This is a genomic window from Pseudomonas sp. P4795 (assembly GCF_048822895.1).
In the GTDB taxonomy this organism is placed as follows: domain Bacteria; phylum Pseudomonadota; class Gammaproteobacteria; order Pseudomonadales; family Pseudomonadaceae; genus Aquipseudomonas.
Genome location: NZ_JBMFBT010000001.1, coordinates 347,587 through 374,433 on the forward strand (window position 1 = coordinate 347,587; position 26,847 = coordinate 374,433).

Sequence of the window (26,847 nt, forward strand, 5' to 3'; positions counted from 1 at the left end):
CGAAACGAGCCGCGTGGATTTAGCTCCACTCCGCCTTCAAACGGTCTTTGAACTCAACGACGTCGGCCAACGGCACAATCCATTCTGAAATTTTATCGCCATCTTCGTCCTCTACTTCGCGCGGCCCAACGTAAGAATTAACATCACTCACGTCAAAACCGTCACCAACTTCATCTAGAAAAACAACGTGGTTTTGGATGTGGGCGAACTCACCTACATAATACAAAACCCATACCATCAGAAAATTCGAGCTCTCTGGATCAAGCATCGAAGTTACCAAGACCGAGTGCTGTCTTTTTTCAAGACCCACGCAGAGTGATGCGTACCAACTACCTAAATATCCGCGCCTTCCCCAATAGGACACTGGCGAGAAGAAGCTTTCTTGTACGCCCCCAAGTCTCAACAGCCCGCGCAATGCCTGAACACCGAAATGATCACAGGGGTCAGATTCCAGCAGTATGTCAAAACTCATGCACCTCTCCATTCAAAAGCAGGCGAAAGTAAATGGGACAGATCTATTTTTCTACCCGATTCAAAAATACCCAACCATCGACCAACCTGATAAAACGTAATCACCGGACCATAATTCTGCTCTGAGTTTTCCGCTTCGACACAGAATGATTTCTCCGGAAATTTCTCCTTCAGTACCATTCGCCAAGCCAATTCGATCACATTACAAACCTGTAAAAAAATGCTATCCGAAACTTTATCCGTGCAATGCGAGAAAACGTCATATATCAGCACATGATTCAACAGACGTTCGGCTTCGGAGGTAATTCAAAGTTAACGTACTAGCTTACTTCTCTTATATAGGACGAAAACTCGCCCTCACCTTGATCCACATGTAGTCGATCGCATTTCGGGCACCGATAAACCGCAACTGCACCTCCGTCGATCATTTCGTAAAACTCCTCACCTGATAGCGAATGAGTTGAGAGCGCATTTCCAATTTCATCTATTTTTCGTTCGGAAACCAGAGAGAATTCAGACTCAGACGTACCATGAGACAGATTGATTACATGGCCGCAAACACAAGCAAATTTAGGCATAACTATTTACTTCCAGTCGGGAAGAACGCGGGGCGCTGGTGCCCAAGTCGCAGCGGCTCGATCGAGCTGCCAACCGTGGACGTAGTCTGGTGGAACACCTTCCAAGATCACTTGGTACATAGCAGCCTGCCGGCGCGCCCCCCTTATTCGATGCTGTCCTGATCGTCGCTCAGCAAGTTGAAGGTGTGAAAGTCAAAGGCTATTTTTTCGTCTTCCTCATCAACCAGCTCGTACCGAATACGGTCCAGTCCGCCCTCAACCCTCGACACGCAAAGATCCATGAACTGCGTCAAGCCGCCACCAAATTCCCGTATTTTCAAACCACCTACGTTGTAAAAAACGATGGTTATATTCTTTGCCCCAGGAAGCGAAGACTCCGCCAGTGTCATCAATAAATTGTAACTGGAAAGCCCATCCTCTGAGTCCAGATGAAGGGCTTCCACATAGACGTACTCGCGCAAAAATGCATTCAGCGCTTGGATATTACTCAATGGTTATGCCTCGTATGTTCTTCATCAACCTGGCATCTGCCCCCAACTCCGCTAGGGCAACGTCAGCAGGATTACGTCTTCCGAGTCCTTCGGCAGCCCTAAAAGGTACTTCCATTTATCCAGAATCTTGCGCCACTCTTGTAGCGTGAATCGACTATCCGGCTGCCCCACCCATTCGTCATTGGCTAAAATATCGACCTGTATACCTGACGCATCAATGTTCAGCAGCACATCGTTTCCACCTTCCACTATGGAAGTATCGGCACCTGCCTCAACAGACGCAATGGCCTTCATAAGGCGATCACAACTGGCGGGGGTTTGAGCGATTGCGATAAGAACGCTGCATGCGTAGAGATCATATCGATCTCCACCCTCCTGATTCGGAAGCACCGCTGCCGAAGCGTAAAAAACAGGCCGTTGCAACTGAGGATGAATTCCTCCGCTGGCGTAATAAAATATAAGTTGCATTTTTTACCTTGATTTCTTTATGGCCCGTCAACAGGGTAACCCGTTGTTCTTGATGCGATCTATCCTGTGACGAAAGCCTGCGGCAGCGCCTACAATCTGGAATACATTTCCCCTGTAGGAGCTGCCGCAGGCTGCGATCTTTTGATTTTCATCCCCTTCGGGCAACCTGACCCGATTGCCAGTAAACTCTCCCCCTCTTTCACCGCCCTCTCCATCTGCGGCCATCACCTCTTTCTGTTACGGAGTCCGCCTTGCGTCTGTTTCACACTTCCGACTGGCACCTTGGGCAAAACCTGCACGGCCAGGAGCGCGATTTCGAGCATGCGTGCTTTCTCGAATGGCTGCTGGGCCAACTGAAACTGGCGCAGCCGGATGTGCTGCTGATTGCCGGCGACATCTTCGACACGGTCAATCCACCGGTCAAAGCCCAGGAAGCGCTGTACAACTTCATCGTCAGCGCCCACGAGCAGCAGCCGTTGCTGACCATCGTGATGATCGCCGGCAACCACGATTCCGGCTCGCGCATCGAACTGCCCGCGCCATTGATGCGGCGTTTGCGCACGCACGCGCTGGGCCGGGTGCTGTGGCTGGATGACGGGCAACTGGATGCCGAACGCCTGCTGCTGCCGCTGCCGAATGCACAAGGCGAGATCGCCGCGTGGTGCCTGGCGCTGCCGTTCCTGCGGCCCGCCGAAGTGACCGGCGCGCACTTGGGCGACAACTACCTGCGTGGCATCGGTCAGGTACATGAATGGCTGATCGAAGCCGCCAACGCCAAGCGCAAGCCGGGTCAGGCGTTGATTGCCATCAGCCATGCGCACATGGCTGGCGGTTCGGTTTCGGAAGACTCGGAGCGCAGCCTGATCATTGGCAACGCCGAGGCGCTGCCCGCCAGCCTGTTCGGGCCGAGTATCAGTTACGTCGCTCTCGGCCACTTGCACAAACCGCAGAAGGTTAACGGCGAAGAACGCATTCGCTACAGCGGCTCGCCGATTCCGCTGTCGTTCTCCGAGATTGGCTATCAGCATCAAATTCTTGACGTCTTGCTCGACGGCGAAACCCTGGTCAGCGTCGAACCGAAACTGATCCCGCGCGCGGTCAATCTGCAACGCATCGGCCCGATGCCGCTGGCAGAAATTCTGTTGCAACTGGCAGATCTGCCGAACATCGACCTGCTGGCTGAAACCCAGCGCCAACCGTGGCTGGAAGTGCGCGTGACGCTCGACGAGCCGCAGCCGGATCTGCGCCATCAAATCGAAGGTGCGTTGCAAGGCAAAGCCGTGCGTCTGGTGCGCATCGCTGCCGAGTACGCCGGTAACGGTGGCCCGGATGGTGCGGAGGATGGCAGCGCGTTGATTGAGCTCGATCAGCTCTCGCCGCAGGAATTGTTCAGCCGCGCCTGGCTCGACAACTACGGCAGCGAGGTCGATGAACAGACGCTCAAGGACTTCGCCGAACTGCTGCAAGACGTGCAGATGGAGGACGAGCAACCATGAAAATTCTCGCCATTCGTTTGAAGAACCTCGCCTCGCTGGCCGGCCCGTTCGACATCGATTTCACCGCTGAACCGTTGGCCAGCGCCGGCCTGTTCGCAATCACCGGTCCGACCGGCGCCGGCAAAAGTACCTTGCTCGATGCGCTGTGTCTGGCGCTGTTCGGCACGGTGCCGCGCCTGAATAACACCAGCCGTGACGCCAAAGTGCCGGACGCCGACGGTGAAATCGCCACTGGCGACCCGCGCACCCTGCTGCGGCGCGGCACCGGTGAAGGCTACGCGGAAGTCGATTTTGTTGGTGTAAATGGTCGGCGTTACCGGGCGCGCTGGGAGGCCAATCGCGCGCGCGAGAAGGCCGGTGGCAAGTTGCAAGCCAGTCGGCAAAGCCTGCGTGACATCGATCAGGATCAACTGCTGGCCAGTCAGAAAGGCGAGTACAAGGCGCAACTCGAAGCGGCGCTGGGGCTGAATTTCGAACAGTTCACCCGTGCCGTTTTGCTCGCGCAAAGCGAGTTCAGCGCCTTCCTCAAGGCTGACGACAACGACCGCAGCGAACTGCTGGAAAAACTCACCGACACCGCGCTTTACACTCGCCTCGGCCGTCGCGCGTTCGACAAGGCCAAAGAGGCCCGCGAAGCGCACAAGCTGTTGCAGGATCAGGCCACTGGCGTCACGCCGCTGACCGCCGAAGCCCGCGCCGAACTCGACGAGCGCTTCAACGCCGCTCAGCAGCAACTCAAAGTGCAGCAGGCGCAGCTCAAGCAGCTTGAGCAGCAACACACCTGGCTGAAGGATTTGCGCCTGCTACAGGACGCGCAACAGGCTGCCGCCGAGCAACTGCAAAGCGCTGAACTGGAGCGTGACAGCCTGGTCGGCGAACGCCTGAAGCTCACGCGCCTGGAACAACTCGCGCCGCAACGGCATCAGTTTGCGCGCAAAGCGCAAATCGATGCGCTGCTGACGCCACTGGCTGCGCAGATTGCCACGCATACCCAGCAACACGCTGAGTTGAGCGAGCGTCAGACGCAGCTCGATCTGAACCTCGCCGCCGCTCAAGTCGCCCTCAGCGAAGCGCAAAAACAGCAAGCCGAAAGTGCCCCGCTGGTGCGCCAGGCGTTCGACGAGCAAAGCACCCTCGCCCGTCTGATCAAAGACGCCGCACAAAGTGGCGAAGCCCAACAGAATGCGCAACAGGCCTGCACCCAAGGCCAAAGTGCGATTCAAGCAATGCAACACAAGCAGGTTGAAGTCGGCGAGCGCTTGCAGCGCATCGCCGTCGAGCTTGAGCAAAGTCTGCATCTGGCACCACTGAGCGATGCGTGGAACGCTTATCGCGACCGTTTGCAGCAGTTAATGCTGATCGGCAATCGCTTGAACAACGGCCAGGGTGAACTGGCGACGCTAGAAGCAACCGCCACGCGCAGCGCCGAAGAATTCGCTACGCAGAAGCAGCAACTGGAAGTCCTGTTCAAGGAAGCCGGAGCCGAGCCGAACGCTGTCGCCGAACAGATCGGCATGCTCGGCGGATTGTTGCAGGACAACCGCAAACACCTGCGTGCCATCGAAGACCTGTCGCGGCTGTGGGCCACTCAGCAGGAGTTGGATCAGCGCAACGCCGAGCTGCAACAGCGGCAACTCGCGGCACAGGAAGAACGCGAGCGCCTGACCCAGGACGGGGTCAAGTCCAAAGCCGAGCTGACCATCGCCGAGCAAACGCTCAACGTCACCCGCGAATTGCTGGAGCGTCAGCGTCTGGCGCGCAGTGCCAGTGTCGAAGAGTTGCGCGCGCAGTTGCAGGATGATCAGCCCTGCCCGGTCTGTGGCAGCCATGAGCATCCGTATCATCAGCCCGAAGCGCTACTGCAAAGCCTCGGTCGCCATGATGAAAACGAACAGGCCAACGCGCAGAACGCGGTGGATCAGCTCAAGGAAAAGCTCACCGAGCTGCGTGCTGAAGTCGGTGGCGTGATCGCCCGACAGAAGGAACTGTTGCAGCAGCAGGAACAACTGGCGAGCCAGCAGCAAGCACTCACGCCGAGTCTTGAAGCGCATCCGTTGGCTGCATCACTGTTCAATCAGGATGCGCAAAAACGTGACGCCTGGCTGACCCAGCAAAACAGCCAGTTGAACCAGAGCATCAGCCAGGACGAGCAGCGCCAGAGCGCCCTCCTCACCCTGCAACAGGACGCCGCGCGCCTGACGCAACAGCTGCGCGAGGCCGAAACTGCGCACCAGCAAGCGGCTCAACACCTGAGCAATCAGCAGCAGCAATTGAGTAATGATCGTCAGCGTCTGGACGAAGAACTCAGCGCATTTGCCAGCCTGCTGCCGGCCGACACCCTTGCAGCGTTACGCGTCGAACCGGCAGCGACCTTCATGCAACTTGACCGCGAGATTGCCGAGCGTCTGGCACAACTCGATCAGCAGAGAGAAGAACTGGCCGAGCAGCAACAGCGTCAGCAGACGCTGGAAAAAGAGCAAGACCGCCAGCAGTCCCGCGTGCAACAGCTGCAAACTGCTGAACAGCAGTTCCAGGCACTCAACGAACAGCAACAAGTCAGCCAGCAGAAACTCGCCCAGTTGCTCGGCGAACACCGCAGCGCTGAACACTGGCAACAACAGCTTGAACAGGCTGTGGAAACCGCGCGCACTACCGAGGCTGGCACGGTTCAAGAGCTACAGAGCGTAAGCACTCAACGGGTGAAAATAGCTGCCGAGCTTGAGGCGCAGCAGGAACGTTTGCTCGCACTGGAAAGCGAACACGGCGAACTCGCCAGCAAGATCGCGCAATGGCGGGCCGGTCATCCGGAGCTGGATGACGGCGGCCTTCAAGAACTGCTGCGGGTCGATGACGCGCAGGTCAGCGAGCTGCGTCAGCGCTTGCAGAACAATGAAAAAGCCATCGAACAGGCCAGGGTTCTGGTGCAGGAGCGCGAACGCCAGTTGCTCGCGCATCAGGCGCAACACAACGGCAATCTGGAAGCCGAGCAACTGACAGTCGCACTGAATGATCTGCAGAACCAGTGCGTCATCAGCGAACAACAATGCGCCGAGCTGCGCGCCGAGCAGGCCGAGGATCAGCGTCGGCAAAACGCCAATCAGGCGCTGGCGCAACAGATCGCCGACGCCTATGCCGAGTATCAGCGCTGGGCCCGCCTGAATGCGTTGATCGGCTCGGCCACCGGCGACACCTTCCGCAAGATCGCTCAGGCTTACAACCTCGATTTGCTGGTGCATCACGCCAACGTGCAACTGCGCCAACTGGTCAAACGCTATCGCCTGAAACGCGGTGGCAGCATGCTCGGCCTGCTGGTGCTCGACACCGAGATGGGCGACGAACTGCGTTCGGTGCATTCGCTGTCCGGTGGCGAGACCTTCCTCGTGTCGCTGGCACTGGCGCTGGGTCTGGCCTCAATGGCGTCGAGCACACTGAAGATCGAATCGCTGTTCATCGACGAAGGCTTCGGCAGTCTCGATCCGGAATCGCTGCAATTGGCGATGGACGCGCTCGACGGCTTGCAGGCGCAGGGGCGCAAGGTCGCGGTGATTTCCCACGTACAGGAAATGCACGAACGGATCCCGGTGCAGATTCAGGTGCAGCGCCAAGGCAATGGCCTGAGCACGCTGGAGGTGAAATGAATACGCTGTATTCGTTCCGCCGCTGCCCGTACGCGATGCGCGCGCGGATGGCGCTGCGTTATTCCGGCGTGACCGTGGACATTGTCGAGGTCAGCCTCAAGGCCAAACCGGCCGAGATGCTGGCGATCTCGCCCAAGGGTACGGTGCCGGTGCTGGATGCGGATGGTCGGGTGATTGAAGAGAGTCTGGAAATCATGCGCTGGGCGCTGGCGCAGAACGATCCGGATGACTGGTTGCTCAAGGATGATTCGTTCGGGGCGCTGTGGATGGACAAGCTGATCGAGGGTAATGATCAGGTGTTCAAGGTGCATTTGAATCGCTACAAGTACGCCGAGCGTTATCCCGAGCAGCCGATGGAGATTTATCGTGGCGAGGGTGAGTTGTTTTTGGCCAAGCTGGATGAGTTGCTCAAGGATCGCGATTACTTGCTGGCTGACCATGCGTGTCTGGCGGATATCGCACTGCTGCCATTCGTGCGCCAGTTCGCCCATGTTGATCGCGAGTGGTTTGCGCAGACGCCGTATGTTCGCTTGCAGGCCTGGCTTGAACGTTTTCTCCAGTCCGGCCTCTTCACATCCATCATGAAAAAATGATTCAGGCGAGGACGGCGCACATGCCGAGTGCCGAGCAATCGACTTCGAACGGGCCGAGGAAACTGGCTGGGGTTTTGATCGGTGGATTGCCGGCCAGCAATCCCAGCGTATTAACCCGTTCGATGTTATGCGCAATGCTGTGGTTGGCTTCTATCGTCCGGGCCAGTGAGCCGACCGAGCCCTGACCGATGCCCAACAGCGATGCACCATTGGTCATGAACGCCAGACCGGCGATGACCCATAATCTGTAGCCTTTCATGCCCCGGCGACTCCTGCGAGTTCAGCACCGTCCACCGCTGCATTTTGCGAGCGGTGTTCGAACTGGATGCCGGGATGTGCGACCTCGATCGGCGCGTCAAAGCTGTGTTGCGACTGCGATGCGAAGCTGACGAACAGCACCATGACCAGGTACAGACCGATGGCCAGGTAGGCGCCGCGTTTGGCAGAAGTGATGATTGCATGGGCCATGATCTGTGCTCCGTGGACATGTTTCGAGGTCCACAGAATCGATCAAAAAAACCCGGCTAACCACTCAGCGATTTCCATAGTAACCATCAGCCTGATTGATCATTAAGCCGGTCTATTCCGCCCTTAAACAAAACCTATCTATGCGCAAAACCCATACGTGTAGGAGCTGCCACAGGCTGCGATCTTTTGATTTTGCTCTTAAAAAACAAGATCAAAAGATCGCAGCCTTCGGCAGCTCCTACAGGGATCAGGAGTTCTGCGAAAGAATTTCAGTGTTGGATTTTGTGATCCAGCGCCGCGTAGAAGTTGGCGCTCTGTTGCAGGTATTTCTGGGTGTAGCTCTGGGCGTGGGATTTTTTGTCGCTGATTTCAGCGTTGGCGCTGGCTGGCAACGCAACGGTGGCGGAGATGGCGGATGCGGCGATGATCGAGAAGAGATTGAAGTTCATGGCGGTAACCCTCGTGTTCGGTTGGCTTGCTTGCCCGGTTGGGCGGTGAAGCCAACTTAACGCTCGAGGGTTGCTCGCTTGAAATCTTTTGTAGCATTAGCTGTTATCAGCGCGATTAATACAAAGACGCAGGCCCCGCGATCCGGGGCCTGCGGCTTATTGACGCACTAGAAACTTCAGGTCGCTCGGCGCGTCCATCGGCAGCTTCTGCACGGTTTTGCCGAGCAGACCGCTCTTGGCGTCGCGCTCGACCACGATGATTGCGTTGCTTTTCTGGTTGGCAATCAGCAAGAACTTGCCGCTCGGATCGAGGCTGAACTCGCGCGGGTGATCACCTTCCACCGAGCGTCGCTGCAGTTCTTTGAGCTGGCCGGTCGCCGGGTCGATGGCGAACACCAGCAACTGATTGGCGGTGCCACGGTTGCTGACATAGAGGAATTTGCCGTCAGCAGACGCATGCAGCGCCGCGGCAGCTTTGTCCGAAGTCGGCTGGCCGGCTGCCAGGTCGATCATTTGCGTCTGGGTCAGCACGCCGTCCTGGTAATCAAACACGGCGACCTGCGCGCTCATTTCCATGCTCAGCCAGGCATGTTTGCCGTCGGCGCTGAACAGCAGATGACGCGGCCCGCTGCCCGGTGGCAGTTGCACCGAAGCAGCTTTCGCCGGAGTCAGCGGCAGCTCTGGATTGGCCTTCGGGTCGAACTGGTAGATGAACACCTTGTCCGCGCCCAGATCATTGGAGAACACGTAGCGGCCGTCGGGCGAAGAAACCGTGGAATGTACGTGGTTCGACGCCTGACGTTCAGGATTGACGCGACTGGCCGGGTGGGCGCTCATCTGCACCACCGGCTTCAGCTTGCCGTCAGTCCCAACCGGCAATACCGCGAGGGTGCCGCCCGGATCTTCGACCACCGAGTAGTTGCTAACGAACAAGTGGCTGGCATCGCCGCTGAGGCTCGAATGAGTTGGCTCGTTGCCCAGGCTCTGCACCTGACTGATCAGGCTCAGCGCATGGGTCTTGGAATCGATGGCATAGCTGCTGACGCGGCCGACCGGATCTTTCTGGCCCGGGCCGTTTTCGTTGACCACGAACAGGTGACGCTGATCTTTGGAGATCGTCAGCCACGACGGGTTTTCGCTTTCGACTACTTGCAGCGGCTTGGCGTCGATCTGGCCGGTGGCGCTGTCGAAATTCATCCGGTAAATGCCTTGGCTGCTGCCGGCGGTGTACGAACCGACCAGCAACTGGAAGCTCTCGGCCGAGGCCGTGGACAGCCCCATCGCGCCGACACTGCCGGCCATCAGCAATGGCCAGAAGTTACGCATCTTCATTCGGTTGTTCCTCGTCGTCGTTGCTGCCGCCGAACGCTTCCGAGCACACCAGACGGTGCTCGCCGGAATCGCCGACAATCAGCCAGCTCTGCAAATCCGTGTCGAACGTGGCGGCACTGACCTGCGCCGGGGTGAATTCCCAGTGCTTGGCCGCTCGACCGTCAATGCATTCGATGTGCAGGTTGTCGTCTTCATCGAGGGAGAATTCGAAGGCATGCAAGCCATCGATTTCAACCATGTCGCAGTGTTCGAGGACGTCGAGAAGGGTTTGGGCAGTCATGGCAAACAGTCTTTCTAGGGGGAAAGGGGCAATGATAGCCCAAAGCACGCCGATCCCCTTGTAGGAGCTGCGGCACGCTGCGATCTTTTGACTTTGTTTTTTAAGATCAAAAGATCGCAGCGTGCCGCAGCTCCTACAGGGGATTGGTTGTGGTTTAGATCGCGTCGCGCGATGGCTTTCCGTCCACCAGGCGTTGAATGCGCAGCGGGTTGGCGTTTTTCAGTGCTTCCGGCAGCAGGCTGTCCGGATAGTTCTGGAAGCACACCGGGCGCAGGAAGCGGTCAATCGCCAACGTACCCACCGAAGTGCCACGCGCATCGGACGTCGCCGGATACGGCCCGCCGTGCACCATCGAATCGCACACCTCGACACCAGTCGGATAACCATTGAGCAAAATCCGCCCGACCTTCTGTTCCAGCAGCGGCGTCAGTTCAGCGAACTGTTCGAAGTCCGCCGGCTCGCCAATGATGGTCGCCGTCAGTTGCCCGTGCAGGCCGTTCAACGCAGCGCTGAGTTGCGCCTGATCCGCCACTTCGACGATCACTGTGGTCGGGCCGAACACTTCTTCCTGCAGCACTTCATCGCCATTGATCAGCAGGCTTGCGTCAGCCTTGAAAAATTGAGGCTGGGCCTGATTGCCTTGCTGCGGATTGCCGGCCAGATGCTCGATCCCTGAATGAGCCAAGAGTTTTTGCAGTCCGTTGCCATAACTGCCGAGCGTGCCGGCATTGAGCATGGTTTGCGCCGGTTGATCGCCGATCAACCCAGCGACTTGCTGCACAAACGCCGTGAACTGCGGCGAGCGAATACCGATCACCAGACCCGGATTGGTGCAGAACTGACCGCACCCCTGCACCACCGATGCGGTGAGGTCGCGAGCCACCGTTTCCGAGCGTGCAGCCAACGCTTGCGGCAGCACGATCACCGGGTTGATGCTCGACATCTCGGCAAACACCGGAATCGGTTGCGGGCGTGCTGCGGCCATGTCGCACAGCGCCCGACCGCCCTTGAGCGAACCGGTGAAGCCCACGGCCTGAATCGCCGGATGCTTGACCAGCCATTCGCCAACCCCACCGCCGTAGATCATGTTGAACACGCCGGCCGGCATGCCGGTTTTTTCCGCCGCACGGATCAGCGCATCGGCGACGAGTTCGGCGGTGGCCATGTGGCCGCTGTGCGCTTTGAATACCACCGGGCAACCGGCGGCCAGCGCCGAAGCGGTATCGCCTCCGGCAGTGGAAAACGCCAATGGAAAGTTGCTCGCGCCAAACACGGCGACCGGGCCGAGGCCGATGCGGTACTGGCGCAGATCCGGACGTGGCAACGGTTGACGATCCGGCAATGGCAGATCGATCCGCGCACCGTAGAAATCCCCGCGACGCAGGACTTTGGCGAACAGGCGCATCTGGCCGCTGGTGCGACCGCGCTCGCCTTGAATGCGTCCGGCCGGCAACGCAGTTTCGCGGCAAACCACGGCGACGAAATCATCACCCAGCGCATCCAGCTCATCGGCGATTGCATCGAGGAACTGCGCGCGGCGTTCGGCACTCAGGCTGCGATAGGCCGGGTAAGCAGCAGCGGCGGCTTTGGCGGCGGCGTCGACTTCTTCAGCGGAGGCTTGAATGAAATCGTGCGGCAGTTGCTCGCCCGTGCTGGCGTCAACACTGTGCAATTTGACGTTGCCGCCCGCGCTGCGCTCACCGCCAATGTAGTTGTAACCGAGAATCTGAGTCATGGGATCTCCTTAAAGGGTGCCGATGCTGTCCGGTTGAAAAACCGCGTCAACCGGAACGATGCCGTTGATCAGCGGCGCGCCGAATTCGGCCTGGCTGATCTCGAACACGTCGCCGGGCTGAGTACGAATGCCATCGGCGAACGACAGGGTCGCGGTGCCGAAGAAGTGAATGTGCACGTCGCCGGGACGCAGGAACTGACTGTATTTGAAGTGGTGGTATTCGAGGTTCGCCAAGCTGTGGCACATGTTCGCCTCGCCACTGAGGAACTCGTTCTGCCACAGCACTTCGCCGTCGCGCAGGATGCGGCTGGTGCCTGCCAGATGTTGAGGCAATTCGCCGGTGCGAAGTTCCGGGCCATAACTGCAACTGCGCAATTTCGAGTGCGCCAGGTACAGGTAATTCTTGCGCTCCATGATGTGGTCGGAGAACTCGTTACCCACCGCGAAACCGAGGCGATACGGCTTGCCGTCGTGGCCGATGATGTAAAGACCGGCCATCTCCGGCTCCTCGCCGGCGTCTTCGGCAAACGGTGGCAAAGGGAATGGCTGACCGGGACGCACAACGATGCTGCCGTCGCCTTTGTAAAACCACTCCGGCTGCACGCCGGCCTGCCCCGTTGCCGGTTTACCGCCCTCCACGCCCCATTTGAAGATTTTCATGGTGTCGGTCATGGCTGCCTCATCGCCAGCCTGCTGGTGCATCTTGTCGCGGGCCGAAGCGCTGCCGAGGTGCGTCAGACCGGTGCCGCTGACCAGCGTGTGCGCCGGGTCCGGGTGATCCAGCGGCGGCAGGATGCGCAGGTCTTGCAGCAGCTCAGCGTAGTCGTGGCTGATGCCCAGGCCGTGGATTTTGACTTGCTGCTCAAGGCTGCTGCCGGCTTCGATGGCGGACAGCGCCAGATCACGCACGCTGCGCGCATTCTGCACTTCGCGCACCACACCGTTCTCGACCACACCGACCCGGCGCTCGCGGTTACTCAATTCGAATTGAACCAGATGCATGGATTTTCTCCTGTAAACAAGCCTTCAAAACACTGCAAAACCCTGTGGGAGCCAGGGATCAGGTGCGGGTTGCGCCTCTGGCACTGGCGGCAAATTGCTCGACTGGCAGCACGTGTTTGCGCTCCAGCAAGTGATAAACCACACCCGTCAAAATCAACCCGAACACCATCACCCCCGACAAGAAATACAAGCCCGAAGCAAGGTTGCCGGTGTACTCCTTCAACGCACCAATCACGAACGGGCCGATGTAGCCACCGAGGTTGCCCACCGAGTTGATCAAAGCGATCCCGGCCGCTGCACTGGCCCCGGCAAAGAACCGCCCCGGCAAGGTCCAGAACACCGCCGTGCAGGAAAACAGTGCGAACGCCACCAGACACAGCGCCGCCAGTTGCGCTACCGGCAATGACAGCCAGGCACTCAGAAACAGACCAATCGCGCCCAACACGTAAAGCACCGCGAGATGGCCGTAGCGATCATTCAATCGGTCGGAACTGCGCGGGATGATCAGCAAACCGATGATGCCGAAAATGTACGGCACCGAAGACACGAAACCGGTCACCAGGTCAGTGCCGCCGAACTGTTTGATCAACGTTGGTAGCCACAGGCCGAGACCGTAAATGCTCAGGGTCACCGGCAGATAGAACAACGCCAGCAACAACACGCGTTTGTCTTTCAGCGCATGCAACGGGTTGCCGTGACGAGTCTGGCCGTACTCCTGCAGATCCTTTTTCAGCTCGCCGCTGAGCCAGTCCTTCTCGGCTTGATCCATCCATTTGACTTGTTGCGGGCCGTCCGGCAGCCAGCGCAGCACCGGCCAGGTCAGCAGGATCGCCGGAGTGCCGATGACGATGAACAGCCACTGCCAGCCATGCAGACCGAGGATGCCGTCCATGCCTAGCAAGCCGCCGGAGACCGGGCCGGTGATCATCATCGCGATGGGTTGGGAAAGGATGAACAGCCCGAGGATTTTGCCGCGATGGCGCACCGGGAACCATTGGGTGATGTAGTACAGAACGCCGGGAAAGAACCCCGCCTCCGCCGCGCCGAGCAGAAAGCGCATCACGTAGAAACTGTGCGGCCCCTGGACGAAGGCCATGCCGATGGTGATCGCGCCCCAGGTGATCATGATTCGTGCGAACCAGCGCCGCGCGCCGAAGCGTTCGAGCATCAGGTTGCTGGGGATTTCCAGCAGAAAGTAACCAATAAAGAACAGACCGGCACCGAGGCCGTATGCCGCATCACCGATGCCGATGTCAGCGCCCATGTGCAGTTTGGCGAAGCCGACGGCGGAGCGATCCACATAGGCGATCAGGTACAGCAGGATCAGGAAGGGAATCAGTTTCAGCGTGATACGCCGGATAAGCCGCAGTTCCTGGCTCATGAGATCGGTCTCCGATTGTTGTTGTTATAGAACCTCGGGGGACGCCTCTCGCGGAAAACCACCAGGGCCAATCCCTCCGTCGAAAACGACTATATAGTAATACTAATTACCCAACAACACTTCCAAACCGTCGATTTTTAGCTTATGTTAGGCCGAAGCTCGCAAACAATAGTATTACAATAAGAGAATCGATCATGTCTGATAAGAAACCCACCCTGCGCTCCGCCCAATGGTTTGGCACGGCCGACAAAAACGGCTTCATGTACCGCAGCTGGATGAAGAATCAGGGCATCGCCGACCATCAATTTCACGGCAAACCGATCATCGGCATCTGCAACACCTGGTCGGAGCTGACGCCGTGCAACGCGCATTTCCGGCAGATCGCCGAGCACGTCAAACGCGGCGTGATCGAGGCCGGTGGTTTCCCGGTGGAATTCCCGGTGTTCTCCAACGGCGAATCCAACCTGCGCCCCACCGCCATGCTCACCCGCAATCTGGCGAGCATGGACGTCGAGGAAGCGATTCGCGGCAACCCGATTGACGGCGTAGTGCTGCTCACCGGTTGCGACAAGACGACTCCGGCACTGCTGATGGGCGCGGCCAGTTGCGACGTGCCGGCGATCGTCGTTACCGGCGGGCCGATGCTTAACGGCAAGCACAAGGGCAAGGACATTGGGTCGGGCACCGTGGTCTGGCAGCTCAGCGAACAGGTCAAGGCCGGCACCATCACCATCGACGATTTCCTCGCAGCCGAGGGCGGCATGTCGCGCTCGGCGGGTACCTGCAACACCATGGGCACCGCCTCGACCATGGCCTGCATGGCCGAAGCCCTCGGCACTTCCCTGCCGCACAACGCGGCGATTCCGGCTGTCGATGCCCGACGTTATGTGCTGGCGCACATGTCCGGCATGCGTGCCGTCGAGATGGTGCGTGAAGATTTGAAACTGTCGAAGATCCTGACCAAGGAAGCCTTCGAAAACGCGATTCGGGTCAACGCTGCAATTGGTGGTTCGACCAACGCCGTGATCCACTTGAAAGCCATTGCCGGGCGCATCGGCGTCGAGCTCGATCTGGATGACTGGACGCGCATCGGTCGTGGCATGCCGACCATCGTCGATCTGCAACCGTCCGGGCGTTTCCTGATGGAAGAGTTCTACTACGCCGGTGGACTGCCGGCGGTGCTGCGTCGCCTCGGTGAAGCCAATCTGATTCCCAATCCGGACGCGTTGACGGTCAACGGCAAGTCCATCGGCGAGAACACCAAGGACGCGCCGATCTATGGCGAAGACGAAGTGATCCGCACTATCGACAATCCGATTCGTGCCGACGGCGGGATTTTCGTGTTGCGCGGTAACCTGGCGCCGCTGGGTGCAGTGCTCAAGCCGTCCGCTGCGAGTGCTGAGCTGATGCAACATCGCGGTCGTGCAGTGGTGTTCGAGAACTTCGACATGTACAAGGCGCGGATCAACGATCCGGAGCTGGATGTCGATGCCAACTCGATTCTGGTGATGAAAAACTGCGGGCCGAAGGGTTATCCGGGCATGGCTGAAGTCGGCAACATGGGGCTGCCAGCGAAACTGCTGGCGCAGGGCGTGACTGACATGGTGCGTATTTCCGATGCGCGGATGAGCGGCACTGCGTACGGCACTGTTGTGCTGCACGTTGCCCCGGAAGCAGCGGCCGGCGGGCCTTTGGCGACGGTGAAAGAAGGCGACTGGATCGAGCTGGACTGCGCCAATGGACGCTTGCATCTGGATATTCCGGATGCCGAACTGGCGGCGCGCATGGCTGATCTGCAACCACCGCAGCAATTGTTGGTGGGCGGTTATCGTCAGCTGTACATCGAGCACGTGCTGCAGGCGGATCAGGGTTGCGACTTTGATTTCCTGGTCGGCTGCCGAGGGGCTGAAGTGCCGCGACACTCGCACTGATAAAACAACACCACAAAACCTGTGGCGAGGGGGCTTGCCCCCGTTCGGCTGCGAAGCAGACGTATAAATGGGAGCGCTTCGCACTCCAGCGGGAGCAAGCTCCCTCGCCACAGGGTATTCGCAGATTTCAGGTCTGATGATTGCCCGCCACGCCTGCTATGATGCGCGGCACTTCCATCGCACAGGATCGCGCCGTTCCCCATGGATTACCGCAAACCCTCCGACCGCAAAAGCATGCACTCGCGCATCGTCCAGGAACTGGGCATGCAGATCGTTTCCGGACGCTTTTTGCCTTGCGACAAACTGCCCGCCGAAGCCTTGCTCTGCGAGGAGTACGCAGTTAGCCGACCGGTGTTGCGTGAAGCTACCCGAGTGCTGGTGGCCAAGGGTCTGGTGTACTCCAAGCCGCGCGTCGGCACCGTGGTCAAACCGCGCCGCGAATGGCACATGCTCGACCCCGACGTACTGCATTGGCTGATGCAAAGCAGTCCGCAAAATGAGTTCTTCAACGTGCTGACCACGGTGCGCAGCATCATCGAACCGGCCGCCGCCGCCCTCGCCGCCCAGCATGCGACCGATGCCGATATCGCGTTGATCGACGAAGCTTACCAACGCATGGAAGCGGCGCCGACGCCGGAAGCTTTGCTGCAACCGGACCTGGATTTCCACAGCCGTATTGCCGATGCCACGCACAACGATTTGCTGGCAAATCTGTGCAACATGCTGTCGGTGGCGATTGCCGAGGCGTTGAAGCATTCGAATCAGCGGCCGAATCTGCATGATCTGGCGCTGCCGCGGCATAAGGCGATTCTGACGGCTATCGAGAATCGGGATGCGTTGGGGGCACGGCATGCGGCGTTGGTGCAGTTGGATGATGCGCGGAGTGCGTTGAGTGTGGTGCTTGGAACCGAGCTTTCTTAAAGCAACATCAAAAGATCGCAGCCTTCGGCAGCTCCTACAGGGTATGGGTGCACCACAAAATTTCGGATGTACGCGGGCAATGTAGGAGCTGCCGAAGGCTGCGATCTTTTGATCCTGATCCACAAAAAAAGCCGCAACCCTCAAGGTTGCGGCTTTGTTGTTTCTAGCTCAAATCAATGCGCAAACAACGAATTACCCTTCTGCCCCGCCAGCTTCTCCGGCTTGATCAGGAAGTTCGCCAATGCCGGCAGCAGCCACAGCGCACCGAACATGTTCCACAGCAGCATGAAGGTCAGCATCAAGCCCATGTCCGCCTGGAACTTGATCGCCGAGAAGATCCAGGTGCACACGCCGATGGCCAGGCACAGGCCGGTGAACAGCACTGCTTTACCAGTGGACTTCAGCGTCTGGTAATAGGCTTCCTGCAACGGCAGCCCGGCACGCAGGAAACTTTCCAGGCGGCTGTAGATGTAGATGCCGTAATCCACGCCAATCCCCACACCCAGCGCCACCACCGGCAGGGTTGCAACTTTTACACCGATGCCCATGAACGCCATCAGCGCGTTACCCAGCACCGAGGTCAGCACCAGCGGCAGGACGATGCACAAGGTCGCCGCCCATGAACGGAAGGTGATCATGCACATGGTCGCCACACAGATGTACACCAGGATCAGAATGGTCAGTTCGGATTCCTTGATCACTTCGTTGGTGGCGGCTTCAATCCCGGCGTTACCGGCGGCGAGAATAAACTCCAGGCCGTCCTTGTTGTTTTCCTTGGCGAACTCCTGCACCGCATGCACCGCACGATCAAGGGTTTCAGCCTTGTGATCGTTGAGGAACACCAGCACCGGTGCCAGCGAGCAACTGTTGTTGTACAGGCCATCGGCACGCGCGATGGAGTTGTTCAGCACGTCCGGGTTGCGCGACAGGGTTTCCCATTTCAGGTTGCCCTCGTTCATGCCCTTGATCATCTGCTTGGACACGGTCACCAGCGAGATCGCTGACTGCACGCCCTCGGTGTTCTGCATCTTCCACATCAGTTCGTCGATCGGCCCCATCGCTTCGTAGCGCGAGCAGCCTTCGGACTTGGTCTTGACCATCACCACCAGCACGTCGGAACTGGTCGAGTAGTTGCTGATGATGAAGTTGTTGTCCTTGTTGTAGCGCGAGTCCGGACGCAGTTCCGGCGCGCCCTGGTCGAGGTCGCCGATTTTCAGGTTCTGGCTGTACCAGAGGCCGCCGCCGAAGGCGATCAGCGCCAGCACCACGGAAATCTTCGCGACTTTCGGGTTGGCGAAGTTCGCCAGCAGGCGCCAGAACGGATGTTCGCGGTGCGCGTCTTTCTTGCTCTTCTCAATGGCGCGTTTGCTGATGCCGACATAGGAAATCGCCACTGGCAGCAGGATCAGGTTGGTGAACACGATCACCGCCACGCCGATGGAAGCGCCGATGGCCAGCTCGCGAATCACCCCGATATCGATGATCAGCAACGTGATGAAGCCGACCGCATCGGCCAGAATCGCAATCATCCCCGGCAGGAACAACTGGCGGAAGGTGCGTCGTGCAGCGGTCAGGGCGTTGTCGGCCTCACTGGATTGCAGCGCGATGCCGTTGATCTTCTGCACGCCGTGGGAAATACCGATGGCGAAGATCAGGAACGGTACCAGCATCGAATACGGATCGAGCCCGAAGCCGAAGAAGTGCATCAGACCCAACTGCCAGACCACCGCCACCAGCGTGGTACTCAGCACCGCGACGGTACTGCGCAGGCAGTTGGTGAACCACAGCAGCAGGATCAGGGTGATGACGAAGGCGATGCCGAAGAACATCACCACCATCACCAGACCATCGATCAGGTCGCCGACCTTCTTGGCAAAACCGACGATGTGGATCTTGACGTTGGGGTTCTGCGCTTCGAACTTGTCGCGAATCTTGTCTTCCAGTTCATGGGAGAACTTGCGGTAGTCCAGCGCCAGCAACTTGCCCTGATCCTGCGGGTCCGGGTAGGACTCCAGCAGCGGGATGTCGACGATGCTCGACTTGAAGTCGTTAGCCACCAGCCGCCCGACCTGGCCCGACTTGAGGACGTTGTTGCGCAGCAGATCGAGGCTGTCCTGCGAGCCGTTGTAGCTCTGCGGAATCACTTCGCCGCCGGCAAAACCTTCCTCGGTGACTTCGGTCCAGCGTACGCTCGGACTCCACAGCGACTTGAGGCCAGAACGGTCAACGCCGGAGATGTAGAACACCTCGTCGTTGATCTGCCGCAGAGTCTCCATGTACTCCTTGGAGAAGATGTCACCGTCCTTGGCTTCCACCGAAATACGCACGGTGTTACCGAGGTTCGCCAGGTCGTTGCGGTGTTCCATCATCTTTTCAATGAATGGATGCTTGAGCGGGATCATCTTTTCGAAACTGGTGGACGGGCGGATCAGCGTCGCCTGCCAGAACAGGAAAATGCTCACCAGCAGGCAGATGACGATGACTGCCGGTCGGTTATTGAAAATCAGGCGTTCGAGAAACGTCGCCTTGTCCTGATTATGATTACTCAAGGAAGTCATAGCCCCGCCTTCTTATTATTAATCTCGGCGCCGTTCGGCGAAGTGATGCGCACGCCACCCTGCCCGGTCAGAATCAGGTTGCCGTTGCCGGCAGCGGTGACAGAGGACAGCGAAATGCGGTCCGGACGGTTGAACACGCTGAACGTCTCACCGTTGTCGCTGCTGCTGACCACTGAACCGCCGTTGCCAACGATCACGATTGAACCGTCTTCAAGCAACGTGGCGCCGGACAGACCGAACTCCAGCGCGCCGCGCGCAGCCTTGAGTTCGACCTGCTCCCAGCTGCTGCCGAAATCGGTGGAGCGATAGAGATTGCCGCGCAGACCGTAGGCCAGCAGGGTCGAGGGTTGCGCAGTGCCGATCACACCAAACAACGAGCCCTCGTACGGGCCTTCGAGTTTTTCCCAGGTCTGCCCCCAGTCAGCGGAGCGGAACATGCTGCCCGACTCGCCGACGATGAACAGCCCGGCGTCTTTCACCGCCGCGATGGCGTTGAGATGAAATTGGTCTTCATTGTCGAGGCGGTCGCTGGCGTCTGCCCAGTTCTTGCCGCCGTCGGTGGTTTCCATCAGCCCACCGTAAGCGCCAACGGCAAAGCCGCTGTTGACGTCCTTGAACCAGACGTCGAGCAGCGGCGATTCGCGTGTGAGGTCTTCGAATTGTTTGTTCCAGGTCTGGCCGCCATCCTCGCTGGCGAGAATCTGCGCGTCGTGTCCTACGGCCCAGCCGTGCTTGTCGTCGACAAAAAATACCGCCGTGAGCAGCTGGCGGCTCGGCACTTTGGCCTGAGTCCAGGTCTTGCCCTGATCATCGGAATAGAGAATGTGCCCACGATCCCCGACCGCCACCAGGCGCTTGCCTGCGTGAACCACATCGAGCATCAGGCTTTTCGCGGCTTTGACCGATTCGGTGGAATAGACCACGTCGGCCGGCGCTTCGGCAGCCAGCACCGGTGCCGACAGCGAGGCAAAACCCAGCAGAGTGAGTGCTGTGGCCAGCAACGCGGTGTTGCGTAACGCCGGCGGGCGGCAACGACTCATAGACCTTCCCCTATTTATTATTGTTAGGCCATCGGGCCTTAAAGGGCGCCGCAAGGCTGTTCCCTGATAACTGACTGGTCTCAAGCATAGACCTGAAACCCGCAATCCAGAGCGCCGTCGGAAGCTGGCCCATCCTATCGGGCATTAGAAACGTCTGACAATCGGCGCAACGTTATCTTTTGTTAACCAATCTGCTTATGGCTGCGGGTGAATGCGCGGGCATTCGTCCGACTGATGGCGGGATTCTTGCGCTGAGGGACTTGCACGATAGGTATTATGGTATACCATCAGACGCACAGACACTGTTTATCCCTACGGAGCAGCTCATGAGTTTCGAAATCCGCAAGATCGTCAGCTACGTCGACCAGACCTTTATTGAAGGCGGCAAGGCATCCGACACCCCGGTGACCATGGTCGGCCTCGCCGTGGTGATGAAAAACCCTTGGGTGGGTAACGGCTTTGTCGAAGACCTCAAACCGCAGATCCGCGCCAATTGCTCGGACCTCGGCGCGATGATGGTCGAGCGTCTGGTGGCGATCATCGGTGGCGCCGACAAGATTAAGGCGTACGGCAAAGCCGCGGTGGTCGGCGCGGATGGCGAGATCGAACACGCCTCGGCGGTGATCCACACCCTGCGCTTCGGCAACCACTATCGCGAAGCGGTCAAGGCCAAGAGTTACCTGAGTTTCACCAACAAGCGCGGCGGCCCGGGCACGTCGATTCAGATCCCGATGATGCACAAGGATGACGAAGGCCTGCGCTCGCACTACATCACGTTGGAAATGCAGATCGAAGACGCGCCGCGCGCCGACGAAATCGTCGTGGTGCTCGGTTGCGCCGACGGTGGTCGCCTGCACCCGCGCATCGGCAATCGCTACATCGATCTGGAAGAACTGGCCGCCGAAAAAGCCCAGTAATCACAATAAGAAGGCATTGCAGGAGCGCTCCATGATTCGGCTCAACGCTGAACTCACCCCGGCCGGCACCAGTTATCTGGCGACAGGCGTTGGCCAACCCGTGGTGTTGATCCACGGCGTGGGCCTGAACAAAGAAATGTGGGGCGGCCAAGTCGTTGGCCTGGCCACGCAATACCGGGTGATCGCCTACGACATGCTCGGGCATGGCGCCAGTCCGCGACCGGCCAGCGGCACTGCCCTGCTCGGTTATGCCGATCAGTTGCTGGAGCTGCTCGACCACCTGCAATTGCCTGAAGCTTCGGTGATCGGCTTTTCCATGGGCGGTCTGGTGGCGCGGGCGTTCGCCCTGCATTACCCGGAGCGGCTGAAAAGCCTCGTGGTGCTCAATAGCGTGTTCAACCGCAGCGAAGAACAACGCGCCGGGGTTATCGCGCGCACCGCTCAGGCTGCCGAACATGGGCCGGATGCGAATGCCGAAGCGGCGTTGTCGCGCTGGTTCAGCCGTGAGTATCAAGCGGCTAATCCGGCACAGATCGCCGCACTGCGCCAGACCTTGGCGAACAACGATCCGCAGGGCTATCTGACTACCTACGAATTGTTCGCCACCCAGGACATGTACCGCGTCGACGACCTCGCCAGCATCCAGGCACCGACGCTGATCGCCACCGGCGAGCTCGACCCCGGATCCACCCCGGAAATGGCCGAGCAATTGGCCGCCCGCATTCCCGGCGCCAAGGTTGCCGTGCTGGCCGAGCAACGGCATATGATGCCGGTAGAGTCACCGCGTCTGGTCAACCAGATGCTGATGGAATTTCTCGACAGCGCATACGCCCGACAAAATCATATAAAGGGGATCGTTGCATGACGCTCGCACGCTTCCAGATGTGCATCGGCGGAGAATGGGTCGACGCCCTCTCCGGCAAGACTTTCGAAAGTCTCAACCCGGCGCTCGCCGAGCCTTGGGCCGAACTGCCCGACGCCGATGAAACCGACGTCGAACGCGCCGTGCAGGCGGCACAGACCGCATTCGACAACCCGGCGTGGCGCGGATTGACCGCCACCGCACGCGGCAAGCTGCTGCGGCGTCTCGGTGATCTGATCAGCGAGAACAGGGAACAACTGGCGCAGCTGGAAAGCCGCGACAACGGCAAACTGATTCGCGAAACCCGTGGTCAGGTCGGTTATCTGCCGGAATTCTTTCACTACACCGCAGGCCTTGCAGACAAGCTTGAAGGCGGCACACTGCCGCTGGATAAGCCCGACCTGTTTGCCTACACGGTGCACGAAGCCATGGGCGTGGTCGCGGCGATCATTCCGTGGAACAGCCCGCTGTATCTGACCGCAATCAAACTCGCCCCGGCACTCGCCGCGGGCAACACGATTGTGATCAAGCCATCCGAGCACGCTTCGGCGACCATTCTGGAACTGGCGCGGCTGGCCCTCGAAGCCGGGATTCCGCCGGGTGTGGTCAACGTCGTCACCGGCTACGGCCCAAGCACCGGTGCCGCCCTCACCCGCCATCCGCTGGTGCGCAAGATCGCCTTCACCGGCGGCGCGGCCACGGCGCGGCATGTGGTGCGCAGCAGCGCCGAGAATTTCGCCAAGCTGTCGCTGGAACTCGGCGGCAAATCGCCGAACATTATCTTCGCCGACGCTGACCTCGACAGCGCGATCAACGGCGCGATTGCCGGGATCTACGCAGCGTCCGGCCAAAGCTGCGTGTCCGGCTCGCGACTGTTGGTGCAGGACGAAATCTATGACGAATTCGTCGGCCGTCTAGTCGAACGTGCCCAGCGCATTCGCATCGGCAACCCGCAGGATGACGCCAGCGAAATGGGCCCGATGGCCACCGCTCAGCAGTTGGCGGTAGTCGAAGGTCTGGTTGCCGATGCAATTGCCGAGGGCGCGCGTTTGCGCATCGGTGGCAAGCGTCCGACGGGGCTTGGCGACGGCTGGTTCTACGAACCGACGCTGTTCGAATGCGACAGCAATTCGATGAAGATCATGCAGGAAGAAGTCTTTGGCCCGGTGGCTTCGGTGATCCGCTTCAAAGACGAAGCCGAAGCGCTGGCGATTGCCAACGACTCACAGTTCGGCCTCGCCGCCGGCATCTGGACCCGCGATCTGGGGCGGGCTCATCGCCTGGCGCGCGACGTGCGTTCGGGGATCATTTGGGTCAACACTTACCGCGCGGTCTCGGCGATGGCACCGATTGGCGGCTTCAAGAACAGTGGCTATGGACGCGAAAGCGGCATCGACTCGGTGCTGGCCTACACCGAACTGAAAACGGTGTGGATCAACCTCTCCCAGGCGCCAATGCCTGATCCGTTTGTGATGCGCTAGGAGTCCTGAAAAATGATCGAACCCGGCATTTACAAAGACGTCATGAGCTCGTTTCCGTCCGGGGTCACGGTGGTCACCACCCTCGACCCGGATGGCGGCATCGTCGGCATCACCGCCAGCGCCTTCAGTGCGCTGTCGATTGACCCGGCGCTGGTGCTGTTCTGCCCCAACTACGCCTCCGACACCTACCCCGTGCTGCGCGACAGCAAGCGTTTTGCGATCCATCTGCTGTCCGCCGACCAGACGGCCGAAGCCTATGCCTTTGCCAGTAAGGGCAAGGACAAAGCCAAGGCCATCGAGTGGCACTTGAGCGAACTCGGCAATCCGATCCTGGCGAAAGCCACGGCGATCATCGAGTGCGAGCTGTGGCGCGAATATGACGGTGGCGATCACGCGATCATTGTTGGCGCGGTGAAGAACCTGATCCTGCCGGCAGAACCGGTGACGCCGATGATTTATCACAAAGGCAAGCTCGGGCCACTGCCGACACTGGCCTGACGGATTCACACAAATCCTCTGTAGGAGCTGTCGAGTGCAACGAGGTTGCGATCCTTTGATCTTGCTTTAAAAAATCAAAATCAAAAGATCGCAGCCTTCGGCAGCTCCTACAGGGGGTAGTGGTTTGAGGAGGAATGATGAGTAACGAGAAGTACGAAAAGGGCCTGAAAATCCGCACTCAGGTGCTCGGTGAAGCCTACGTCCAGCGTTCCCTCGACAACGCCGACGACTTCACCCGCCCGCTACAGGAAATGGTCACCGAATATTGCTGGGGCCATGTCTGGGGACGTGAGGGTTTGTCCCTCAAGGAGCGCAGCATGATCAACCTGGCGATGATCTCGGCGCTCAACCGCCCGCACGAACTCAAGCTGCATGTGCGTGGCGCCTTGCGTAACGGGCTTAGTCGTGAGCAAATACGCGAAATTCTGCTTCAAGTCGGCATTTATTGCGGAGTTCCGACAGCCGTGGACAGTTTCCGGCTGGCCCGTGAAGCCTTCGCCGAAGCCGACGCCGAGGCCTCCAGTTAAACCCTCGGCTGTTTTGATGCCCGTCTGGCATGGACAGCCATAGAAAGAGCGGACCCCATGAAACGCCTGCCACTCGACGACAGCTTCAAGGTCAATCGCAACCCCGTTACCCTGCGCGAAATCGTGCTGGATAAACTGCGCAGCGCCATCATGAATTTTCAGCTGCTGCCGGGCGATCGTCTGGTCGAACGCGATCTGTGCGATCGCCTGGGTGTGAGCCGTACCTCGGTGCGTGAAGCCTTGCGTCACCTCGAGTCCGAAGGTCTGGTGGAATTCGCCGATGCCAAAGGCCCGCGTGTTGCGATCATCACCCTCGCCGATGCCGTCGACATCTACGAATTGCGCTGCGTGCTCGAAGGTTTGATCGTGCAGCTGTTCACCTTGCGCGCCAAGGCCAAGGACATCAAAGCCCTGGAAAAAGCCCTCGAAGAGAACCGCAAGGCGCTGAAGGACGGCGAGTTGCAACAGGTGATTGACTCCGTTCAGGGTTTCTACGACGTACTGCTTGAAGGCTCCGGCAACCACGTTGCGGCCACGCAACTGCGGCAGTTGCAGGCGCGCATCAGCTACCTGCGCGCGACCTCGGTTTCCCAGGCAAACCGACGTGGCGCGAGCAATCAGGAAATGGAAAAAATGGTCGAAGCGATCAAAAGCGGCGATCCGCTGGTGGCGCATCAGGCCTGTGTCGATCACGTGCGCGCGGCGGCTGCCGTGGCGCTCGATTATCTCAAGAGTAAACAGGAAGAAACCGACGGCACTGCTGCAAAAACGCCGCCGATCACTCTGCCCATCCCTTTGAAAGAACCACGCATAGGTCACTGACATGTTCAGCCCGAGCTTTTGCCCGAAATGCGGTGGCCCTGATCTGAATCAGCAGCTACCGCCGGGCGATACGCACGAGCGCCTGATGTGCCGTGGCTGCGGCTACATCCACTATGTGAACCCGAAGATCATCGCCGGCTGCATCATCGAGCAGGACGGCAAATACCTGTTGTGCCAACGGGCGATCCCTCCGCGCCCGGGCACCTGGACCCTGCCCGCCGGCTTCATGGAAAGTGGCGAAACCACCGAACAAGCGGCGCTGCGCGAAGTCTGGGAAGAAAGCGGCGTGCGCGCGGAAATCCTCTCGCCGTACTCGATTTTCAGCGTGCCGAAAATCAGCGAGGTGTACATCATCTTCCGCGCGCTCGCGCTGGAGATCACCGGCCAGTTCGGCCCGGAAACCCTCGACTACAAATTCTTCGCCCCGGAAGATATTCCGTGGGAGCAGATCTACTACCCGGCGATCCGGCAGATCCTCGAACGCTACATCGAGGAACGCCAGGCCGGGGTGTATGGCATGTACATGGGCAACGACGACAGCGGCAAGATTCACTTCATGCGTTGAGCGCGTTGCCGTGTTTGCTTATGGCGCCATACCTTCGACGATGATGATGTCTGCCTTCGCCCAATCTTCGCGGTAACGCTTGGCTTCTTGATACGCCGCTGAGCGATAACACGCGACCGCTTGCTCATATGAATCGAATTCAATCACCACGCTGCGCTGCGGCGTCGACCTCCCCTCCAGCGCCTCGCTGCGCCCGCCTCTAGCCAGAAACCTCCCGCCGTACTCGGCAAACGCCTTCGGTGCGCGCTGGGTGTATTGGCTGTAGTGATCGAGATCGATGATATCTACGTGAGCAATCCAGTACGCCTTCATAGTGACCTCTTGGTTGATTTTGTATTATGGT

27 protein-coding genes are annotated in these 26,847 nt (G+C 59.1%); 12 read left to right on the forward strand and 15 right to left on the reverse strand.

What is annotated here, in order from left to right:
- Window positions 1-19 precede the first annotated feature (19 nt).
- The 4 genes from ACOI8A_RS01460 to ACOI8A_RS01475 form a co-directional block, all read right to left on the reverse strand.
- Entirely contained in the window at window positions 20-472 is a 453-nt protein-coding gene (locus ACOI8A_RS01460; RefSeq protein ID WP_420649732.1) for a hypothetical protein, read from the reverse strand.
- Window positions 469-672, reverse strand: a complete 204-nt coding sequence (locus tag ACOI8A_RS01465; protein WP_420649731.1) for a hypothetical protein — start codon at window positions 670-672, stop codon at window positions 469-471. The genes ACOI8A_RS01460 and ACOI8A_RS01465 overlap by 4 nt, the downstream gene beginning before the upstream one ends.
- A gap of 520 nt (window positions 673-1,192) precedes the next feature.
- A complete protein-coding gene (locus ACOI8A_RS01470) occupies window positions 1,193-1,540 on the reverse strand; it encodes a hypothetical protein (protein ID WP_420649730.1) in 348 nt (115 codons plus the stop codon).
- 51 nt (window positions 1,541-1,591) lie between these two features.
- Window positions 1,592-2,008 (reverse strand): hypothetical protein, encoded by a 417-nt coding sequence (locus tag ACOI8A_RS01475; protein ID WP_420649729.1) that lies wholly within the window; start codon window positions 2,006-2,008, stop codon window positions 1,592-1,594.
- A gap of 251 nt (window positions 2,009-2,259) precedes the next feature.
- Between ACOI8A_RS01475 and ACOI8A_RS01480 the strand changes: the two genes are divergently transcribed.
- From ACOI8A_RS01480 to ACOI8A_RS01490, 3 genes are read left to right on the forward strand one after another with little or no spacing between them, the layout of a single operon-like run.
- Window positions 2,260-3,504, forward strand: coding sequence for an exonuclease SbcCD subunit D C-terminal domain-containing protein (locus ACOI8A_RS01480; protein ID WP_420649728.1), 1,245 nt, complete (start codon window positions 2,260-2,262; stop codon window positions 3,502-3,504).
- Window positions 3,501-7,142: an AAA family ATPase gene (locus ACOI8A_RS01485; protein ID WP_420649727.1), complete on the forward strand. Its 3,642-nt coding sequence runs from the start codon at window positions 3,501-3,503 to the stop codon at window positions 7,140-7,142. Before ACOI8A_RS01480 ends, ACOI8A_RS01485 begins: the two co-directional genes overlap by 4 nt.
- A complete protein-coding gene (locus tag ACOI8A_RS01490) occupies window positions 7,139-7,735 on the forward strand; it encodes a glutathione S-transferase (RefSeq protein WP_420649726.1) in 597 nt (198 codons plus the stop codon). The genes ACOI8A_RS01485 and ACOI8A_RS01490 overlap by 4 nt, the downstream gene beginning before the upstream one ends.
- Window position 7,736: 1 nt before the next feature.
- Here ACOI8A_RS01490 and ACOI8A_RS01495 read toward each other — a convergent pair whose 3' ends face one another.
- The 8 genes from ACOI8A_RS01495 to ACOI8A_RS01530 form a co-directional block, all read right to left on the reverse strand.
- A complete protein-coding gene (locus ACOI8A_RS01495) occupies window positions 7,737-7,994 on the reverse strand; it encodes a hypothetical protein (RefSeq protein ID WP_420649725.1) in 258 nt (85 codons plus the stop codon).
- On the reverse strand, window positions 7,991-8,203 hold the full coding sequence (locus tag ACOI8A_RS01500) for a hypothetical protein (RefSeq protein WP_420649724.1): 213 nt from the start codon (window positions 8,201-8,203) through the stop codon (window positions 7,991-7,993). Before ACOI8A_RS01500 ends, ACOI8A_RS01495 begins: the two co-directional genes overlap by 4 nt.
- 269 nt (window positions 8,204-8,472) lie before the next feature.
- On the reverse strand, window positions 8,473-8,652 hold the full coding sequence (locus tag ACOI8A_RS01505; RefSeq protein ID WP_420649723.1) for a hypothetical protein: 180 nt from the start codon (window positions 8,650-8,652) through the stop codon (window positions 8,473-8,475).
- Between the two features lie 156 nt (window positions 8,653-8,808).
- On the reverse strand, window positions 8,809-9,984 hold the full coding sequence (locus ACOI8A_RS01510) for a lactonase family protein (protein ID WP_420649722.1): 1,176 nt from the start codon (window positions 9,982-9,984) through the stop codon (window positions 8,809-8,811).
- The gene (locus ACOI8A_RS01515) at window positions 9,971-10,264 is read right to left on the reverse strand and encodes a DUF5629 family protein (protein ID WP_420649721.1); all 294 of its coding nucleotides are present in this window, start codon (window positions 10,262-10,264) and stop codon (window positions 9,971-9,973) included. The genes ACOI8A_RS01510 and ACOI8A_RS01515 overlap by 14 nt, the downstream gene beginning before the upstream one ends.
- A gap of 154 nt (window positions 10,265-10,418) precedes the next feature.
- On the reverse strand, window positions 10,419-11,999 hold the full coding sequence (locus tag ACOI8A_RS01520) for an aldehyde dehydrogenase (NADP(+)) (RefSeq protein WP_420649720.1): 1,581 nt from the start codon (window positions 11,997-11,999) through the stop codon (window positions 10,419-10,421).
- 9 nt (window positions 12,000-12,008) lie between these two features.
- Window positions 12,009-13,001, reverse strand: a complete 993-nt coding sequence (gene araD1, locus ACOI8A_RS01525) for an AraD1 family protein (protein ID WP_420649719.1) — start codon at window positions 12,999-13,001, stop codon at window positions 12,009-12,011.
- A 58-nt stretch (window positions 13,002-13,059) separates the two neighbouring features.
- Window positions 13,060-14,382 (reverse strand): MFS transporter, encoded by a 1,323-nt coding sequence (locus tag ACOI8A_RS01530; RefSeq protein WP_420649718.1) that lies wholly within the window; start codon window positions 14,380-14,382, stop codon window positions 13,060-13,062.
- Between the two features lie 194 nt (window positions 14,383-14,576).
- Between ACOI8A_RS01530 and ACOI8A_RS01535 the strand changes: the two genes are divergently transcribed.
- Window positions 14,577-16,313, forward strand: coding sequence for an IlvD/Edd family dehydratase (locus ACOI8A_RS01535; protein WP_420651249.1), 1,737 nt, complete (start codon window positions 14,577-14,579; stop codon window positions 16,311-16,313).
- Window positions 16,314-16,514: 201 nt separating this feature from the next.
- The gene (locus tag ACOI8A_RS01540; protein WP_420649716.1) at window positions 16,515-17,234 is read left to right on the forward strand and encodes a FadR/GntR family transcriptional regulator; all 720 of its coding nucleotides are present in this window, start codon (window positions 16,515-16,517) and stop codon (window positions 17,232-17,234) included.
- Between the two features lie 173 nt (window positions 17,235-17,407).
- On the opposite strand, the gene ACOI8A_RS01545 is transcribed toward ACOI8A_RS01540, so the two are convergent.
- The gene (locus tag ACOI8A_RS01545; protein WP_420649715.1) at window positions 17,408-19,792 is read right to left on the reverse strand and encodes an efflux RND transporter permease subunit; all 2,385 of its coding nucleotides are present in this window, start codon (window positions 19,790-19,792) and stop codon (window positions 17,408-17,410) included.
- Window positions 19,789-20,832: a WD40/YVTN/BNR-like repeat-containing protein gene (locus ACOI8A_RS01550; protein WP_420649714.1), complete on the reverse strand. Its 1,044-nt coding sequence runs from the start codon at window positions 20,830-20,832 to the stop codon at window positions 19,789-19,791. The genes ACOI8A_RS01545 and ACOI8A_RS01550 overlap by 4 nt, the downstream gene beginning before the upstream one ends.
- A gap of 326 nt (window positions 20,833-21,158) precedes the next feature.
- Here ACOI8A_RS01550 and ACOI8A_RS01555 point away from each other — a divergent pair, with 326 nt between their 5' ends.
- The 7 genes from ACOI8A_RS01555 to ACOI8A_RS01585 all read left to right on the forward strand — a co-directional run bounded on the left by ACOI8A_RS01555 (window position 21,159) and on the right by ACOI8A_RS01585 (window position 26,504).
- Entirely contained in the window at window positions 21,159-21,749 is a 591-nt protein-coding gene (locus tag ACOI8A_RS01555) for an amino acid synthesis family protein (RefSeq protein ID WP_420649713.1), read from the forward strand.
- A 31-nt stretch (window positions 21,750-21,780) separates the two neighbouring features.
- Complete coding sequence (locus tag ACOI8A_RS01560; RefSeq protein WP_420649712.1) at window positions 21,781-22,614, forward strand: alpha/beta fold hydrolase; 834 nt, start codon at window positions 21,781-21,783, stop codon at window positions 22,612-22,614.
- Window positions 22,611-24,092, forward strand: coding sequence for an aldehyde dehydrogenase (locus ACOI8A_RS01565; RefSeq protein WP_420649711.1), 1,482 nt, complete (start codon window positions 22,611-22,613; stop codon window positions 24,090-24,092). The genes ACOI8A_RS01560 and ACOI8A_RS01565 overlap by 4 nt, the downstream gene beginning before the upstream one ends.
- A 12-nt stretch (window positions 24,093-24,104) precedes the next feature.
- A complete protein-coding gene (locus ACOI8A_RS01570) occupies window positions 24,105-24,590 on the forward strand; it encodes a flavin reductase family protein (RefSeq protein ID WP_420649710.1) in 486 nt (161 codons plus the stop codon).
- Between the two features lie 137 nt (window positions 24,591-24,727).
- Window positions 24,728-25,117, forward strand: coding sequence for a carboxymuconolactone decarboxylase family protein (locus ACOI8A_RS01575; protein ID WP_420651250.1), 390 nt, complete (start codon window positions 24,728-24,730; stop codon window positions 25,115-25,117).
- Between the two features lie 57 nt (window positions 25,118-25,174).
- Window positions 25,175-25,939, forward strand: a complete 765-nt coding sequence (locus tag ACOI8A_RS01580; protein ID WP_420649708.1) for a GntR family transcriptional regulator — start codon at window positions 25,175-25,177, stop codon at window positions 25,937-25,939.
- 1 nt (window position 25,940) lies between these two features.
- The gene (locus tag ACOI8A_RS01585) at window positions 25,941-26,504 is read left to right on the forward strand and encodes an NUDIX hydrolase (RefSeq protein WP_420649707.1); all 564 of its coding nucleotides are present in this window, start codon (window positions 25,941-25,943) and stop codon (window positions 26,502-26,504) included.
- A gap of 18 nt (window positions 26,505-26,522) precedes the next feature.
- Here the strand turns inward: ACOI8A_RS01585 and ACOI8A_RS01590 are convergent, their stop codons facing one another.
- Entirely contained in the window at window positions 26,523-26,816 is a 294-nt protein-coding gene (locus ACOI8A_RS01590; protein WP_420649706.1) for a DUF1330 domain-containing protein, read from the reverse strand.
- Window positions 26,817-26,847: the final 31 nt, after the last annotated feature.

Bases quoted from the DNA above. Each gene is read 5' to 3' on its own strand.
- ACOI8A_RS01485 (WP_420649727.1), top strand. From the start codon at position 3,501: ATGAAAATTCTCGCCATTCGTTTGAAGAACCTCGCCTCGCTGGCCGGC.
- ACOI8A_RS01585 (WP_420649707.1), top strand. From the start codon at position 25,941: ATGTTCAGCCCGAGCTTTTGCCCGAAATGCGGTGGCCCTGATCTGAAT.
- araD1 (WP_420649719.1), bottom strand. From the start codon at position 13,001: ATGCATCTGGTTCAATTCGAATTGAGTAACCGCGAGCGCCGGGTCGGT.
- ACOI8A_RS01555 (WP_420649713.1), top strand. From the start codon at position 21,159: ATGAGTTTCGAAATCCGCAAGATCGTCAGCTACGTCGACCAGACCTTT.
- ACOI8A_RS01490 (WP_420649726.1), top strand. From the start codon at position 7,139: ATGAATACGCTGTATTCGTTCCGCCGCTGCCCGTACGCGATGCGCGCG.
- ACOI8A_RS01580 (WP_420649708.1), top strand. From the start codon at position 25,175: ATGAAACGCCTGCCACTCGACGACAGCTTCAAGGTCAATCGCAACCCC.
- ACOI8A_RS01540 (WP_420649716.1), top strand. From the start codon at position 16,515: ATGGATTACCGCAAACCCTCCGACCGCAAAAGCATGCACTCGCGCATC.
- ACOI8A_RS01530 (WP_420649718.1), bottom strand. From the start codon at position 14,382: ATGAGCCAGGAACTGCGGCTTATCCGGCGTATCACGCTGAAACTGATT.
- ACOI8A_RS01510 (WP_420649722.1), bottom strand. From the start codon at position 9,984: ATGAAGATGCGTAACTTCTGGCCATTGCTGATGGCCGGCAGTGTCGGC.
- ACOI8A_RS01500 (WP_420649724.1), bottom strand. From the start codon at position 8,203: ATGGCCCATGCAATCATCACTTCTGCCAAACGCGGCGCCTACCTGGCC.
- ACOI8A_RS01570 (WP_420649710.1), top strand. From the start codon at position 24,105: ATGATCGAACCCGGCATTTACAAAGACGTCATGAGCTCGTTTCCGTCC.
- ACOI8A_RS01495 (WP_420649725.1), bottom strand. From the start codon at position 7,994: ATGAAAGGCTACAGATTATGGGTCATCGCCGGTCTGGCGTTCATGACC.
- ACOI8A_RS01515 (WP_420649721.1), bottom strand. From the start codon at position 10,264: ATGACTGCCCAAACCCTTCTCGACGTCCTCGAACACTGCGACATGGTT.
- ACOI8A_RS01590 (WP_420649706.1), bottom strand. From the start codon at position 26,816: ATGAAGGCGTACTGGATTGCTCACGTAGATATCATCGATCTCGATCAC.
- ACOI8A_RS01520 (WP_420649720.1), bottom strand. From the start codon at position 11,999: ATGACTCAGATTCTCGGTTACAACTACATTGGCGGTGAGCGCAGCGCG.
- ACOI8A_RS01575 (WP_420651250.1), top strand. From the start codon at position 24,728: ATGAGTAACGAGAAGTACGAAAAGGGCCTGAAAATCCGCACTCAGGTG.
- ACOI8A_RS01535 (WP_420651249.1), top strand. From the start codon at position 14,577: ATGTCTGATAAGAAACCCACCCTGCGCTCCGCCCAATGGTTTGGCACG.
- ACOI8A_RS01545 (WP_420649715.1), bottom strand. From the start codon at position 19,792: ATGACTTCCTTGAGTAATCATAATCAGGACAAGGCGACGTTTCTCGAA.
- ACOI8A_RS01550 (WP_420649714.1), bottom strand. From the start codon at position 20,832: ATGAGTCGTTGCCGCCCGCCGGCGTTACGCAACACCGCGTTGCTGGCC.
- ACOI8A_RS01460 (WP_420649732.1), bottom strand. From the start codon at position 472: ATGAGTTTTGACATACTGCTGGAATCTGACCCCTGTGATCATTTCGGT.
- ACOI8A_RS01560 (WP_420649712.1), top strand. From the start codon at position 21,781: ATGATTCGGCTCAACGCTGAACTCACCCCGGCCGGCACCAGTTATCTG.
- ACOI8A_RS01505 (WP_420649723.1), bottom strand. From the start codon at position 8,652: ATGAACTTCAATCTCTTCTCGATCATCGCCGCATCCGCCATCTCCGCC.
- ACOI8A_RS01565 (WP_420649711.1), top strand. From the start codon at position 22,611: ATGACGCTCGCACGCTTCCAGATGTGCATCGGCGGAGAATGGGTCGAC.
- ACOI8A_RS01475 (WP_420649729.1), bottom strand. From the start codon at position 2,008: ATGCAACTTATATTTTATTACGCCAGCGGAGGAATTCATCCTCAGTTG.